This window comes from Paenibacillus sp. YYML68, assembly GCF_027923405.1.
Taxonomy (GTDB): domain Bacteria; phylum Bacillota; class Bacilli; order Paenibacillales; family NBRC-103111; genus Paenibacillus_G.
The window spans coordinates 180578-194442 of sequence record NZ_BQYI01000001.1 but is presented as its reverse complement, the minus strand read 5'-3'; the positions used below and the strand labels follow the sequence as shown (position 1 = coordinate 194442).

General features: G+C 52.4%; 15 protein-coding genes. 14 read left to right on the top strand and 1 reads right to left on the bottom strand.

Going from position 1 to position 13865, the window contains the following annotated elements; genetic code table 11:
- Window positions 1-11: 11 nt before the first annotated feature.
- Genes PAE68_RS00850 through PAE68_RS00800 form a run of 11 tightly spaced genes read left to right on the top strand, consistent with a single transcriptional unit; the run spans window position 12 to window position 10056 of the window.
- Entirely contained in the window at window positions 12-377 is a 366-nt protein-coding gene (locus PAE68_RS00850) for an NADH-quinone oxidoreductase subunit A (RefSeq protein WP_281883168.1), read from the top strand.
- A complete protein-coding gene (locus tag PAE68_RS00845; RefSeq protein ID WP_281883166.1) occupies window positions 362-880 on the top strand; it encodes a NuoB/complex I 20 kDa subunit family protein in 519 nt (172 codons plus the stop codon). Before PAE68_RS00850 ends, PAE68_RS00845 begins: the two co-directional genes overlap by 16 nt.
- Complete coding sequence (locus tag PAE68_RS00840; RefSeq protein WP_281883165.1) at window positions 877-1554, top strand: NADH-quinone oxidoreductase subunit C; 678 nt, start codon at window positions 877-879, stop codon at window positions 1552-1554. The genes PAE68_RS00845 and PAE68_RS00840 overlap by 4 nt, the downstream gene beginning before the upstream one ends.
- 3 nt (window positions 1555-1557) lie before the next feature.
- Window positions 1558-2661, top strand: a complete 1104-nt coding sequence (locus PAE68_RS00835; RefSeq protein ID WP_281883163.1) for an NADH-quinone oxidoreductase subunit D — start codon at window positions 1558-1560, stop codon at window positions 2659-2661.
- On the top strand, window positions 2661-3668 hold the full coding sequence (nuoH, locus tag PAE68_RS00830) for an NADH-quinone oxidoreductase subunit NuoH (RefSeq protein WP_281883161.1): 1008 nt from the start codon (window positions 2661-2663) through the stop codon (window positions 3666-3668). Before PAE68_RS00835 ends, nuoH begins: the two co-directional genes overlap by 1 nt.
- A gap of 45 nt (window positions 3669-3713) precedes the next feature.
- The gene (gene nuoI / locus PAE68_RS00825) at window positions 3714-4157 is read left to right on the top strand and encodes an NADH-quinone oxidoreductase subunit NuoI (protein WP_281883159.1); all 444 of its coding nucleotides are present in this window, start codon (window positions 3714-3716) and stop codon (window positions 4155-4157) included.
- Window positions 4158-4685 (top strand): NADH-quinone oxidoreductase subunit J, encoded by a 528-nt coding sequence (locus tag PAE68_RS00820; RefSeq protein WP_281883157.1) that lies wholly within the window; start codon window positions 4158-4160, stop codon window positions 4683-4685.
- A gap of 2 nt (window positions 4686-4687) precedes the next feature.
- The gene (nuoK, locus tag PAE68_RS00815) at window positions 4688-5011 is read left to right on the top strand and encodes an NADH-quinone oxidoreductase subunit NuoK (protein WP_281883155.1); all 324 of its coding nucleotides are present in this window, start codon (window positions 4688-4690) and stop codon (window positions 5009-5011) included.
- A 15-nt stretch (window positions 5012-5026) separates the two neighbouring features.
- On the top strand, window positions 5027-6913 hold the full coding sequence (gene nuoL, locus PAE68_RS00810) for an NADH-quinone oxidoreductase subunit L (RefSeq protein WP_281883153.1): 1887 nt from the start codon (window positions 5027-5029) through the stop codon (window positions 6911-6913).
- Window positions 6914-6929: 16 nt separating this feature from the next.
- Entirely contained in the window at window positions 6930-8534 is a 1605-nt protein-coding gene (locus PAE68_RS00805; RefSeq protein WP_281890834.1) for a complex I subunit 4 family protein, read from the top strand.
- Between the two features lie 4 nt (window positions 8535-8538).
- Entirely contained in the window at window positions 8539-10056 is a 1518-nt protein-coding gene (locus PAE68_RS00800; RefSeq protein WP_281883151.1) for an NADH-quinone oxidoreductase subunit N, read from the top strand.
- 91 nt (window positions 10057-10147) lie between these two features.
- Here the strand turns inward: PAE68_RS00800 and PAE68_RS00795 are convergent, their stop codons facing one another.
- Window positions 10148-11212, bottom strand: coding sequence for a fibronectin type III domain-containing protein (locus PAE68_RS00795; RefSeq protein ID WP_281883148.1), 1065 nt, complete (start codon window positions 11210-11212; stop codon window positions 10148-10150).
- 459 nt (window positions 11213-11671) lie between these two features.
- On the opposite strand from PAE68_RS00795, the gene PAE68_RS00790 reads away from it, so the two are divergent.
- The 3 genes from PAE68_RS00790 to PAE68_RS00780 are packed head-to-tail and all read left to right on the top strand — an operon-like array spanning window position 11672 to window position 13859.
- Window positions 11672-12139, top strand: coding sequence for a hypothetical protein (locus PAE68_RS00790; protein WP_281883146.1), 468 nt, complete (start codon window positions 11672-11674; stop codon window positions 12137-12139).
- Complete coding sequence (locus PAE68_RS00785; RefSeq protein WP_281883144.1) at window positions 12136-13161, top strand: CehA/McbA family metallohydrolase; 1026 nt, start codon at window positions 12136-12138, stop codon at window positions 13159-13161. Before PAE68_RS00790 ends, PAE68_RS00785 begins: the two co-directional genes overlap by 4 nt.
- A 5-nt stretch (window positions 13162-13166) precedes the next feature.
- Entirely contained in the window at window positions 13167-13859 is a 693-nt protein-coding gene (locus PAE68_RS00780; protein ID WP_281883142.1) for a glycerophosphodiester phosphodiesterase, read from the top strand.
- Window positions 13860-13865 lie beyond the last annotated feature (6 nt).

The following is a 13865-nucleotide window of genomic DNA, read 5'->3' as shown; positions in this document are numbered from 1 at the left end:
GTTTGAACACAATGTACATGAACAACTATGTAGTCGTGGCGATTTTTTTGTTTCTTGGTTTGATGCTTCCAGTAGTAGCGCTGACAGCTGGAAAATTTTTGCGACCACATAAGCCGGCTGAGGAGAAGTATACGACCTATGAGAGTGGGAACGTGCCGGTAGGGGAAGGACAAGTGCGTTTTAATATCCGATACTACTTATTTGCGTTGATGTTCGTTATTTTCGACGTCGAAACTGTATTCTTATATCCGTGGGCCGTTGCTTATCAGCAATTAGGCTTGTTTGCGCTTGTGGAGATGATCATATTCATTTCGCTGCTGATCGTAGGCTTGATCTATGCTTGGAAGAAGAAGGTGCTGCAATGGACTTCAATTTAGAGAATATTACTCCAGAGGAGCGGCAGGAGCTGGAGCGTAATGTCTTCATGACCACGCTTGAGCAGGTAAAGGCTTGGGCGCGAAGCAATTCGCTTTGGCCGCTAACATTCGGTCTTGCATGCTGTGGAATTGAGATGATGGGCACGGGTGCATCCCACTATGACCTGGACCGATTCGGCGTCATCTTCCGTACGTCTCCACGCCAGTCGGATGTGATGATTGTTGCAGGAACGGTGACGAAGAAGATGGCTCCCTTGCTGCGTCGCTTGTACGAACAGATGCCTGAGCCGAAGTGGGTCATTGCGATGGGCTCCTGTGCCACAGCGGGTGGTCCTTACGTGAAGTCTTATGCGGTCGTGAAGGGTGTAGATCAGATTGTTCCGGTTGATGTGTACATTCCAGGCTGTCCGCCTAACCCTGCAGCGCTGATCTACGGGATTAATAAGCTGCAGGAGAAAATTCGCTATGAAGCGAAAACCGGTAAGCAGGTGACGAATCCATGAGCGATGAGGAAAAGCGCAATGAAGCGGAAGGTAATCTGAAGTCGGAGAATAATGTACAGCAAGAGGAGAAGGCATCTTCGACTGATGAGGAGAAAGAAGCGAAGGCGAAGGCTGCTGCGGAAGCGCGGGCAGCTCGAGCACGCGAGAGGGCAGCAAAAACGGAGGAGCCGACTGCTCCAGAGGTGCCGAAGGAGCCGTCACCGAACCAGCCGATGCTCGATCGACTCGTGACGCTCGTTCAGGAGCTGCAGCTGGATGCTATTGAGGAGGCCTCTATCAACGAGAGGGGAGGGCATCTTCCGACTATAACCGTCAAGGGTTACATGTGGCCGGAAATTGCACTCATGCTGCGAGATCATCCAGAGCTCGAGCTCAATTATTTGCGCAATGTGTCCGGTGTCGATATGGAAACACATCTGGAGGTTGTGTATCATTTGATCTCCTTAACATCCAAGCGAGAATATGCGGTAAAGGTGAAAACGGATCGCACATCTCCGTCTGTTCCATCGATAACGCCAGTATGGGCGACAGCCAATTGGAACGAACGGGAAATATATGATCTTCTTGGTATTGATTTCCCGGGACATCCGGATCTTCGGCGCATCATGATGCCCGACGATTGGATCGGTCACCCGCTGCGCAAAGATTACGAGCCGTTCGACCCGGAGGTGTAACTGTTGGCCATTAGAACTGAAGAATTGCTGTTGAACGTAGGTCCTCAGCATCCGAGCACGCACGGTGTTTTCCGGATCATCGTCAAGTTGGATGGGGAGCTGATTACGGAAGTGACTCCGGTCATGGGTTATCTGCACAGGGGAACCGAAAAGCTGGCCGAGAGCTTGACCTACACCCAGATTATCCCGTATACAGACCGTATGGATTACTTATCGGCGATGACGAATAACTACGTGCTCGTGAATGCCGTTGAGAGGCTGATGCAGCTTGAAATACCAGAAAAGGCAGAGTTTCTCCGCTTGATCGTAATGGAGCTTCAGCGAATAGCAAGTCATCTCGTATGGTGGGGGACGTATCTGCTCGATATTGGGGCGATGAGTCCATTCCTCTATGCATTCCGTGACCGCGAAATCATTATCGATCTGTTTAACGAGCTGTGCGGAGCACGTCTGACCTACAATTATATGCGTGTCGGCGGCGTGAAGTGGGATGCACCGGAGGGATGGATTCAAAAGGTACGCGAATTTGTACCATACATGCGCGGCAAGCTGGAGGAATACCATACGCTTGTGTCGGGCAACGAAATCTTCCTAGCGCGGATTAAAGGGATTGGAGCCTATGATGCCAAGACGGCGATTGCCTACGGACTAAGTGGAGCGAACCTGCGCTGCACTGGCGTCGAATGGGATTTGCGCAAGGCTCAACCCTATAGCATCTATGATCGATTCCAGTTCGAGGTGCCTGTAACAACGACCGGTGATTGCTATGATCGTTATGTGCTGCGGCTGGAGGAGATCAAGCAGTCATTGAATATTCTCGAGCAGGCGGTCGAGCAATACCCAACCGAGGGAGAAATTATGGGCAAGGTGCCTCGTGTGATTCGGGCGCCCGAAGGAGAAATTTATTCAGCGATTGAATCGCCGCGCGGCGAGATCGGCTGTCACATTGTATCGAAGGGTAAGGATAAGCCGTATCGTCTGAAATTCCGCCGACCTTCCTTTGTCAACCTGCAAATCTTACCGGAGCTGCTCGTAGGTGAATCGATGACGAACCTGATCACGATTCTGGGCGGTATTGATATCGTCGTCGGGGAGGTCGATTGCTGATGCCTGAATTGTTACAGCAGCCATTAAGCTGGACGAACGCAGCGATCTTTTTCGCGTGGGGTGTCGTACTGCTCTTTGTCATACTAGGCTTCGTTACGTATGCCATCTATTTCGAGCGCAAGGTCATCGGCTGGATGCAGCTTCGCATCGGTCCGAACCGCGTCGGTCCGCTTGGACTTCTGCAGACGGTCGCTGACGTACTCAAGCTGTTGCTCAAGGAAGACACCATTCCGCGTAAGGCTGACCGAGAGCTGTTCATTTTGGCGCCGATTATTACGTTCATTCCAGCCTTCGCGGTGACAGCCGTTATCCCTTATGCGAGCGGATGGATCACCTCCGACCTGAATGTCGGTGTACTGTATTATATTGCGCTGTCCGGTATCTCCACTATCGGTATTGTGCTTGGAGGCTGGGCGTCGAACAACAAGTATGCGCTGCTTGGAGGCATGCGCTCGGCAGCTCAGATGATCAGCTACGAAATACCGCTCGTCATCTCGGTCGTCGGCGTCGTCATGATGACCGGCAGTATGAACCTGAACCGGATTGTAGAGGCTCAAGCGGGAGGCTTTTGGAATTGGTACTTCCTTCCCCAAATCGTCGGATTCGCTGTCTTCATCGTAGCGGCCGTATCGGAGCTGAACCGTACGCCGTTTGACTTGCCGGAGGCAGAGTCTGAGCTCGTTGGGGGTTACCATGTCGAATATAGCGGCTTCCGCTTTGCGTTCTTCATGCTTGCTGAATATGTGTATGTGTTTGCGATTGCCGGTTTAACCGCTTCGCTGTTTCTCGGGGGCTGGCAGGCACCACTACCGTTCCTGTCGTTCATACCGGGTATTGTCTGGTTCCTGATGAAATTTGCGCTCGTCGTGTTCGTCCTGTTCTGGATACGAGCTACGCTGCCGCGGGTGCGGGTCGATCAGCTGATGGGCCTTGGCTGGAAGGTGCTGCTGCCGCTGTCGCTCATCAACATCTTGATCACGGCGATCTATATGGCGATCGTCATGTAATGCGGCGTCCTGCGCCAGTCTCGTAGACGAAAGGGTGAATAACGGATGAAGGGAATTATGAAGGGCCTTGGTGTTACGCTGAAGAGCCTGACACAGAAGAAGATTACGTATGCGTATCCCGACGTTCCGCTCCAGATGCCGGACCGCTTCCGCGGTATTCAGCATTTTGACCCGGAGAAATGCATCGTGTGCAACCAATGCGCACGCATCTGTCCGACCGAATGCATCAATCTGATCGGCAAGCCGAACCCAGACCCGGAGAAGAAGGGCAAGGTTATTGATACATACGATATTAACTTTGAAATCTGCATCCTGTGCGATCTGTGCACGGAGGTGTGTCCGACTGAGGCGATCGTCATGACGAACAACTTCGAGCTGTCCACGTACAGCCGCGACGATTTGTTCAAAAATTTACAGTGGCTGAACGAGAACAACACGAACGTGCGCAAAGAGAACAACTCAGCGATGCCAAAGGGCGGTGCGAAGTAAATGGTATCGAACATTAGTGCGTTCCTGTCTAATGGGGAAAATGTGGCGTTCTTCATCTGCGCGCTGCTCGCGATCGGCGGAGCGATCTTCATGATCAACTTTACGCGAGTCGTTCATATGGTGCTTGCACTGGCGATGACGTTCGTTAGCTTAGCTGGATTGTATGTCGTGCTGCGCGCCGAATTCGTCGCCGTCGTGCAAATTCTCATCTACGCCGGCGCGATCTCAATCCTCATGATCTTCGGCATTATGATGACGAAGCATAAAGGGGACATCGAGGAGGAGCCGAATCGGCCTTGGCATAACGGGCTGCTGTTCGTTGGCGCGGCGGGGCTGTTCGGTCTGATCTTCTATTGTATACAGACGACGCAGCTGCAGAGCGGGGAGCTGCCGGAGATGGCGGACAATACGCTCGAAATCGGCAAGCAGCTGTTCAGCCTGCATGTCATTCCATTCGAGCTCATGTCGGTGCTGCTGACGGTGGCCTTCATCGGCGCGATCGTCGTGGCGAAGAAGGAGGAGGACTAGATATGGTCGGAGCATCGGCAGGATTGGCTACACCTTACTTAACGCTCGCGGCGATCTTGTTCTGTATCGGCCTGTACGGAGCGTTGTCGAAGAAGAATGCAGTCATCGTACTGCTGTCCATCGAGCTCATGCTGAATGCGGTCAACCTGAACCTGGTCGCCTTCTCCAGATTCGGCGCACAGCCGGGCTTGACCGGACAAATGTTCTCCCTGTTCAACATTACCGTAGCAGCTGCTGAGGCGGCAGTTGGTATTGCGATCTTGATCGCGCTGTACCGGAATCGAGGAACAACGGATGTCGGAGACATGGATTCGTTGAAGCGATAGAGGAGGATATAACTCATGGCATCAGCTTTTTCGCAATACGCCTGGCTCATTCCGTTGTTTCCCCTGTTGTCCTTTCTGATATTAACGGCAGTGGGCCGCTCTTTACGGGAGCTTGGCGCTTATATTTGCATCACATCTGGACTCGTATCATTCGTCCTGTCCCTCCTTGTGTTCTGGGAGCGACTCGGCGGCGAGGCGGATAATTACACATGGGATAAGCTGCAGTGGATCAAGCTTGGCGACATGACGCTGTCGATGGGCTTCGAGGTGACGAACCTCAATGCGCTCATGCTCGTTGTCGTCACACTCGTCAGCTTGCTGGTGAATCTGTATTCCAAGGGCTACATGCACGGGGACGAGCGCATTAACGTGTTCTATGCGTATATCGCGTTGTTTACGTTCTCGATGCTCGGCCTCGTCATCTCGGTCAACCTGCTGCAGCTGTTCATCTTCTGGGAGCTGGTCGGCGTCTGCTCGTTCCTGCTCGTCGGGTTCTGGTACTTCAAGCCAGAGGCGAGAGCGGCTGCGAAGAAGGCGTTCATCGTTACGCGTGTCGGCGACGTTGGTCTATTCCTAGGTATGCTATTGCTGTTCTGGGTAATGCCGGGTCATGCACTCGACTTCTCCTCGATCAGCAACGCCTTCGCAGATGGCAGCATCTCTGAGGAGATGGCGACGTGGATCGCGATTCTAATCTTCATCGGCGCAATGGGCAAGTCGGGTCAGTTCCCGCTGCACACGTGGCTGCCAGATGCGATGGAAGGTCCAACACCGATCAGTGCGCTCATCCATGCCGCGACGATGGTTGCCGCCGGCGTGTATTTGGTCGCACGTACGTTTGATATATTCACTGCGGCGCCTATCGCGTTGACGGTCGTTGCGATCGTCGGTGCGTTCACCGCGCTGTTCGCGGCTACGATCGGTACGGCGCAGGATGATATTAAGCGCATCCTTGCTTACTCAACGGTCAGCCAGCTCGGCTATATGATGATGGCGCTCGGTATCGGCACAGCGGCTGCTTATACAGCAGGTGTATTCCACCTGTTCACACACGCGTTCTTCAAGGCGCTGTTGTTCCTCGGAGCAGGCAGTGTCATTCACGCGGTACATACGCAAAATATTCAAGAAATGGGCGGCGTCGGCCGTCATATGAAGATAACCGCATGGACGTTCGCCATCGGCGCACTTGCACTGAGCGGCATCGTGCCGCTGTCCGGCTTCTGGTCGAAGGACGCGATCTTAACCGAGGCATACAACACGGGTCATTACGGGCTGCTTGCGGTCGGGCTTATTGCGGCGTTCTTCACCGCGTTCTATATGTCCAGACTGTTCTTCCTCGTCTTCCTCGGCAAGCCGCGCGGCGAGCAGCATCACGTGCATGAGTCTCCGGGCGTTATGACGCTGCCTCTGATCGTACTTGCGGTGCTCGCGGTAACGGCGGGCTTCGTATTCACTCCATTCAACCCGTGGTTGGGCAGCTGGCTGACGGGTCACGAGGAGGATCATGCGTCGGCACTCGTGATGGTGCTGTCCACGCTGGTCGGTGTGCTCGGTATCGGCGCGGGCTATCTGGTGTATGTGAAGCGCACGATCTCCGCACAAGGCTTCGTCGAGGGCGCACCTTGGCTGTATCGTCTTTTGCAGCGCAAATATTACATTGACGAGCTGTATGAGCTGCTTTGGGTACGTCCGCTGCAAGGAATCGGTCAGGTGCTGCATCTGTTCGACGTCTATGTCGTAGACGGCATTGTGCGCTTGTCCAGCTATGCTGTGACGGGACTTGGAAGACTCGGCTCCCGCATGCAGAACGGCCACGTCCAGACGTACGGTCTAGTGACACTGCTCGGCCTGATCGTTCTGATGCTGGCTGTTGCGGGAAGGAGGTTCATCAGCCTTGGATAATATTCCGATTCTATCAATGATCGCATTGACGCCGCTGCTCGGCATTCTCGTACTGCTGTGTCTACCTAAGCACCAAGGGCAGTGGATCAAGACGGTCGCCATCGTGACGACGCTCATTCCGCTCGGCCTGTCCGCATGGCTGTATGTGAAGTTCAACTCGAACTTAGGCGGTATGCAGTTCAACGAGTCGCTGCCGTGGATCACGATCCCGCTCGACCGAGAGACGCAAAGCTTGAGCCAGATGACTTCCTTCTTCTTCGAGTTCAACTATAAGCTGGCGGTCGACGGTCTGTCGCTTCCGCTGGTATTCTTGACGGCGCTCGTAGGCACGATGGCTGCGCTTGCCTCCATATACATCAAGAAGCGGTGGAAGTCGTACTTCATCTGGTTCTTGCTGCTGGAGACGGGGATGTTCGGCGTGTTCATGGCACAGGATCTGTTCCTGTTCTTCGTGTTCTTCGAGCTGACGCTCATTCCGATGTTTTTCCTCATCGGCATATGGGGCTTCCTCGACCGCGAGCGTGCGGCGAACAAGTTCTTAATCTACAACGGACTCGGCTCGGCTATTATGCTGATCGCCTTTCTCATTCTCGTCAGCACGGCTGGCTTCACGCTGTCGGTCAGCGAGAGCAACACACCGTCCATTCATTATTCAGGCGACCTGAACGTTATTACCGAGAATCTGTTCCAGAACGCACAATCGTATGTGAACCAGAGCGACCTGGACGATAACGTCTTCTTCCTGAGCGATATGATGAAAGGAACGCTGTTCCTCATGATGCTCGTCGCCTTCGGTATTAAGCTTCCGCTGTTCCCGTTCCATACGTGGATGCTGAAGGTGCATACGGAGGCACCGCCTTCGATCGTCATGATTCACTCGGGTATCCTGTTGAAAATGGGCGCGTACGGCCTCATCCGCTTCGGCATTCTGCTGTTCCCGGAGCAGGCGGTCGGCTGGGCCACGGTGCTCGCTGTACTCGGCGTCATCAACATCCTGTACGGGGCGGTGCTCGCCTTCGTGCAGAAGGAGTTCCGACTCATACTGGCCTACTCGAGTATTAGTCACATGGGCCTCGTACTGCTCGGCATTGCCGCATTCAATACGACTGGTATGGAGGGAGCGGTATTCCAGCTCGTCTCTCACGGTCTGATCTCGGCTCTGATGTTCCTGATCGTCGGCGCCATCTATGAGCGGACGCGCACGACACAGCTGGATGAATTAGGCGGTCTAGCCAAAAGCGTACCGTTCATCTCCGGCATCCTGCTCGTCGCCGGTATGGCCTCGCTCGGACTGCCTGGCTTGTCCGGCTTCATCAGTGAGTTCCTCGTCTTCCTTGGCTTGTTCAAGACGATGCCGATTGTAACCGCCGTTGCGGCGCTTGGCATTATACTCGCTGCCGTCTACGTGCTGCGCGGGGTGCTGAGCCTGACTTACGGGCCGTTGAAGCCTGGACTTCCAGACATGCGCGATGCCCGCTTCATGGAGGCTGTGCCGATGATTACTTTGCTCGCCTTCATTATCGCGCTCGGCGTATACCCGAGCATCCTTAGCGAGCAGCTGCACCAGACGGTGAGCGGGTTCGATCAATTCATTCGCAGCGTCACGAAGATGGGGGGTTAGACCGGTGGAACTAATACGTCTTGAGGTACAAGATCTTGGACTGCTCGCACCGGAGCTGACGATCGTCATCGCGGCTATCATCTTGTCGCTGCTCGATCTGCTGCTGCCGCGTCAGGTGAGCCGATCTTGGCTCGGCTGGTTGTCGCTTGTCGGTATCGCCGTATCCGCATTGTTCATCGTCCTGTACCAGCTCAATATCGATGAGCCGAAGCAGCTGCTGATGAACAGCTATCGGATTGATGATTTCGCCAGCATTATGAAGCTCGTGCTGCTCACAGGAGTCGGCTTGATTACGTTCATGAGCATCGGCTCGGTGAATGAGGAAGAGACGCCGCACGTCGGCGAATATTATTACTTACTGCTGCCAGCCGTCCTCGGCGGCATGATTATGGCCTCCTCCGGAGAGCTGATTACGCTGTTCGTCGGACTGGAGCTGCTCAGCATTACGTCCTACATCTTGGTCGCCATGCGGAAGAAGGACCCGCGATCCAACGAGGGAGCGTTCAAATATGTCGTCCTCGGCGGGATCTCCTCGGCCATCATTCTGTACGGCATGTCGTTCTTGTACGGCATGACCGGCAGCACGGTGCTGCCGGAGATCAGCGCCGTGCTCGAAGGCAGCGGGGAAGCGATGCTGCCGATGATTTACCTCAGCTTCTTCCTGATGCTGGCGGGCTTCGGCTTCAAGGTGGCGGCTTCGCCGTTCCATATGTATGCGCCTGACGTATACCAGGGCGCGCCTACGCCGATCACCGCGTTCCTCGCGGTCGTCTCGAAGGCGGCGGCATTCGCGATCTTGTTCCGCGTCATGTATAACATCTTCGCAAGCCCTGGCATTATGGGCACACCGCAGCACGGTGACTTCTTGACCGCGATGATGGTCGTCGCCGCCGCGGCGATGATTACGGGTAACTTCATCGCGCTGCGTCAGACGAATCTGAAGCGGCTACTCGCGTATTCGGGTATTGCGAATTCAGGCTACCTGCTCGTGCCGATCGCGGTGCAGTTCACTATTGTGCACTTCTCGAACTTCGCGGAGTTCACCTACTACCTGATCGCCTACATGCTGATGAACATCGGTATGTTCGCCGTGCTCATGATTCTCGAGCGCTCGACAGGCGAGGAGGAGCTGAGGGGCTTCGCCGGCTTGTATTATCGCGCTCCTGCGATGTCTGTCGCCGTCATGCTGCTCGTGCTGTCGCTGGCCGGCTTGCCGGTTACGGCAGGCTTCTTCGGGAAGCTGTACATTCTGCTCGGCACGATGCAGACACAGCATTACTGGCTCGGCGCGGTCATGATCTTGACGAGCGTCGTCTCCTTCTACTATTACTTTGGCATCATCCGCCAAATGTTCATGCGCAGTGACGACGAGTCCGCACCGCTGCGCCCGACGCTGCCACTCACCATCACGATGTGGCTGTGCGCCATCGGCGGTGTCGCGCTCGGCTTGTATCCGCAAGGGATACTCGCTTATATCGAGCGTATATTCTCGCTCACGCAAGATTTGTTCATCTTCGGTTAGAAGTTAGAAGTGAAAGAAAACCCGCAGCTCCTCGAATGCCATGCATTCTGAGGGCTGCGGGTTTTTGGGTTTTCTCGGTGACTAAAGCGTGCTACGGATTAACTTGATACTCATTGATTTCGAACATTTCGATTTTATTGAAGGCTATATAATCTTTACGGCTCAGGAATGAAGCACGGTTGTAATTTTTACTGATGGTATAGACTTCTTGTCCTGCTCCATCGGCACGGTCATTGTACCAAGCTATGAATTGATTCGCTTCGGTCATCGATAAGTCATATTCTTTTTGCAGTCCACTGACTAAAGTGATGACAAGTAAAGCACGATTTTTTATTACAGGTGCGAGTGGAGCAGCTTCTGCTTCATTGGAATTTCCGCTCTCGCCATCAGCATTAACGGCTGACACTACGTAGTAGTACGTCGTACCGTTGCTTACCGCAGTATCCGAGTATGTTGTTCCAGTTACATTCGAAGCGATTACCGTGTAAGGACCACCTGCTGTTGTTGAACGTTTGACATTGTAAGCTAAAGCGTTAGGAGACTCTGTCCAAGCAAGATCGACTTTTTGTTGATCAGCAGTAGCTGTTAAGTTGCTAGGTGCACTTGGTGCTTGAGAGACCGGACTGACATGTAAAGTAATAGGTAGAACGTACCCTGTATGTGCTGGGTTACCAGGCGTCACTTCCCCGGAAGCCCACTCAAAACCAAGCACTTGAACTTCTGCTGTACCATCAGTGGAGGTATAATATTGCGGCAGGGTAGCCGAATGAAGGGCAATGCCTTTACCAACGATGGCAACGATGTATAGTTCATCGGACTTCAGAACAACTGAAGATGGGAAAGTAAATGTACCTGTTTGGCCATATGGAATAGCCTGAGAGTTACTTGTAGCTAATAATGCCTTATCTGAATGTTTATAGATTTTCATTACAAATGTGTTTGTAGCATTGTAATTGTATCCTTGGAAATAATCAATTGATGAAATGCTGATATCTTTATTAAACTGGACCTTATGCGACGCTGTGAACAAGTTCTGAGATACTCCATTATTAGCATTAGTTGAGAGTGTAATACTTGTGTTAGATGCAAGAGCTGCTGAAATCGAAAGCATAAATAAGATCATTGTAAAAATAAAAGTAAAGGCTGTCTTTCTCAAACTAATCTCTCCCTTAGATGGTATTTTCATTGATTACATTCAATAAATTACAACAAAAAGGTAAAGTTGTCCAAACAAAATAAGTATTAAATTCTTAATTGTGTAAGGAAGTAGGCTCTTTCTTTTATTTCTAATTAATATGTCTACTCTGATAAAGTAGTGGAACATATCAACGTCATGTGGCTGTGCGCAGTCGGTGTCGTCGTGCTCGTCGTGTACCCGCAGCTCCTCGAATGCGAAGCATTCTGAGGGCTGCGGGTTTTTTTATTTACAAAAAACTCATATGACGATGACACTCCAAAAACATAATCTTGTTAGTCTAATCACAAGATGTCTATACATCTATAATGAATAAGTGTAAAAACACACTAAATTCAACTAAAAATCCTATAGAAACCTAGACATTAAATATTTATTCAAAGCAATGATTTATTTTTAAACAAAAGGTGGAACGCAACCATGAGTCAGCTACTAGCTGTGGAAGGAATTGTAACTCCTTCTCAATCGAAGACACACATTACGTATTCATTTGTTCTGGAAGAGCCGGCCTCATCGCTTGAGCTTCAATTTAAGTACACGCCCAAGCATCTGGACGATCAGGAGACGTCACGCGCACTCATTCTAGAAGCGATCGATAAGTATGCCGCTCCGGCAGTCGCAGAGCAGCAGAAGCGGGAATGGGCGAAGTTCATGCCACTTCAGAACCTGTTAACGCTGTCGCTGGATGACCCTGCGCGCTTTCGCGGCTCTGCTCATAGACATACGCCCGAGCAGAAGCATCTGGTCTGCGAAGAAGCAGCCTCGCCCGGCTTCATTGCAGGACCAATGCCGCAAGGAGTATGGAAGGTCACCATCAGTGTACATTGTGTCGTCACTCCTGAATGCTCCTATACCTTAACGGTGAAGAACGGGGAGGGCTCTGTATGAACTGGATTCCCTTTGAGCTGCACACGCATACTCCTCATAGTGACGGCAGACATACACTTCTAGAGATGTGCTTGGAAGCGAAGAAGCTCGGTCTAGAGGGCATTGCGTTAACGGATCACAATACAGTGTCAGGCTTAGCCGAAGCTAAGCGTATTCAGGACGAAACGGGAATTGCGATTATTCAGGGATTGGAATGGACGACGTTCTACGGTCACATGCTGACGCTAGGGGCGCCGTATTGCGAATGGAGAGATCTTGGAATCCATGACATTCACGTCGGGATTGAACGAGTTCATCGAGCTGGAGGAATTGTAGGAATCGCTCATCCGTACACGATGGGCAGCCCAATCTGCACAGGCTGTCATTGGGAGTATGAGGTCAAGGACTGGGAGGATATCGATTACATCGAGGTGTGGCACGGCATGACGCCGTCTTACACAAGCTACAATCAATTAGCGCTACAGCAGTGGACAAGCCTTCTCAATGAGGGCTACCGCATCACAGCGACTGCAGGGCGCGACTGGCATCATTCCGACTCCGTAGTGGGAATACCGGCCTTCACGTACATCGGACTCGAGGAGAGGGTGGACCGTTACTGTACGGGTCAGGTTGTACAAGCGATACAACGTGGGCGCTGCTTCATGAGCATAGGGCCGCTGCTGCATGTCGAGGCACAGGTGGACAATCGCACTTATATGCTCGGGGATTGTATCGACATGACTGGGGTGGAGGCGAAGGTGAATACACTATCCCTTAGCATACAGCTGCAATTCTCAGAGATCCCGAGTCGGAACAGTGAGCATATGCAAGTTACAAGAATCATTGCCGAATCCAATCGAGGCGACGTGTTGAATGTACCTTGGATGGAGGGACAGACGGTTCACGAGCCGGACATTCCGATCGAAGGACTCCGCTGGCTGAGAATAAAGGCCGTGGGCGTATTATACGGAGGTCTGACGACAGTTGCGTTGACGAACCCGATCTACTTCACAAGCAAGGTTAAATTTTACAAGGAGCTGTAATCGAAATGAAGCATTGCCGCATCATTGCACATACGGGCTGTGAGAATACGCCCTATAACTCAATAGAATCATGTATAGCTGGCTACAAGGCTGGCGCCGATGTGCTGGAGGTAGACGTTCGATCGACGAAGGACGGCATAGCTGTCTTATATCATGACGATGAGCCGGATCTGAGGAACTATACCTACGACGAATGGACAGCTGCCGGACACGAGCCGATTGTCAAGCTAGAGACGGTCATGCAGCTGCTGAGAGGGAAGCCGATCGCGTTTAACCTCGATTTGAAGACGAAGGAGGCTTACGAGGCAGCAGCTCAAGTCCTAACAGCGTGGAATGCTTGGAACCAGGTATATTTCACCGGATTGACCGACCATATCGCTCGAAGTGAGCATGCGAAGCATGTTGTGTGGAATGTACCACGTATCGACCCAGACTTGCCGGATGAGTCGTATAAGGCGATTGCTCAACGTTATTGTGAGCATGCGAAGCAGTCAGGCTTCAGCGGGGTGAATGTCCATTACGAAGCATGCCGCAGCTGGCTGATCTACTACGCGCGAGAGTATGGCTTGATGGTGTGGATCTTTACACTGCCGAATAACGAAGCTCTTATACAGCATTATATCGAAATGGGCGTCGACGCCATCTCTGTATATGATCTCACGCTCTGCCTGGAGCTGCGACAACGGTGGTTGGCCTAGAGCTCA

Bases quoted from the DNA above. Each gene is read 5' to 3' on its own strand.
- PAE68_RS00850 (WP_281883168.1), top strand. From the start codon at position 12: ATGTACATGAACAACTATGTAGTCGTGGCGATTTTTTTGTTTCTTGGT.
- PAE68_RS00845 (WP_281883166.1), top strand. From the start codon at position 362: ATGGACTTCAATTTAGAGAATATTACTCCAGAGGAGCGGCAGGAGCTG.
- PAE68_RS00840 (WP_281883165.1), top strand. From the start codon at position 877: ATGAGCGATGAGGAAAAGCGCAATGAAGCGGAAGGTAATCTGAAGTCG.
- nuoH (WP_281883161.1), top strand. From the start codon at position 2,661: ATGCCTGAATTGTTACAGCAGCCATTAAGCTGGACGAACGCAGCGATC.
- nuoI (WP_281883159.1), top strand. From the start codon at position 3,714: ATGAAGGGAATTATGAAGGGCCTTGGTGTTACGCTGAAGAGCCTGACA.
- PAE68_RS00820 (WP_281883157.1), top strand. From the start codon at position 4,158: ATGGTATCGAACATTAGTGCGTTCCTGTCTAATGGGGAAAATGTGGCG.
- nuoK (WP_281883155.1), top strand. From the start codon at position 4,688: ATGGTCGGAGCATCGGCAGGATTGGCTACACCTTACTTAACGCTCGCG.
- nuoL (WP_281883153.1), top strand. From the start codon at position 5,027: ATGGCATCAGCTTTTTCGCAATACGCCTGGCTCATTCCGTTGTTTCCC.
- PAE68_RS00805 (WP_281890834.1), top strand. From the start codon at position 6,930: ATGATCGCATTGACGCCGCTGCTCGGCATTCTCGTACTGCTGTGTCTA.
- PAE68_RS00790 (WP_281883146.1), top strand. From the start codon at position 11,672: ATGAGTCAGCTACTAGCTGTGGAAGGAATTGTAACTCCTTCTCAATCG.
- PAE68_RS00785 (WP_281883144.1), top strand. From the start codon at position 12,136: ATGAACTGGATTCCCTTTGAGCTGCACACGCATACTCCTCATAGTGAC.
- PAE68_RS00780 (WP_281883142.1), top strand. From the start codon at position 13,167: ATGAAGCATTGCCGCATCATTGCACATACGGGCTGTGAGAATACGCCC.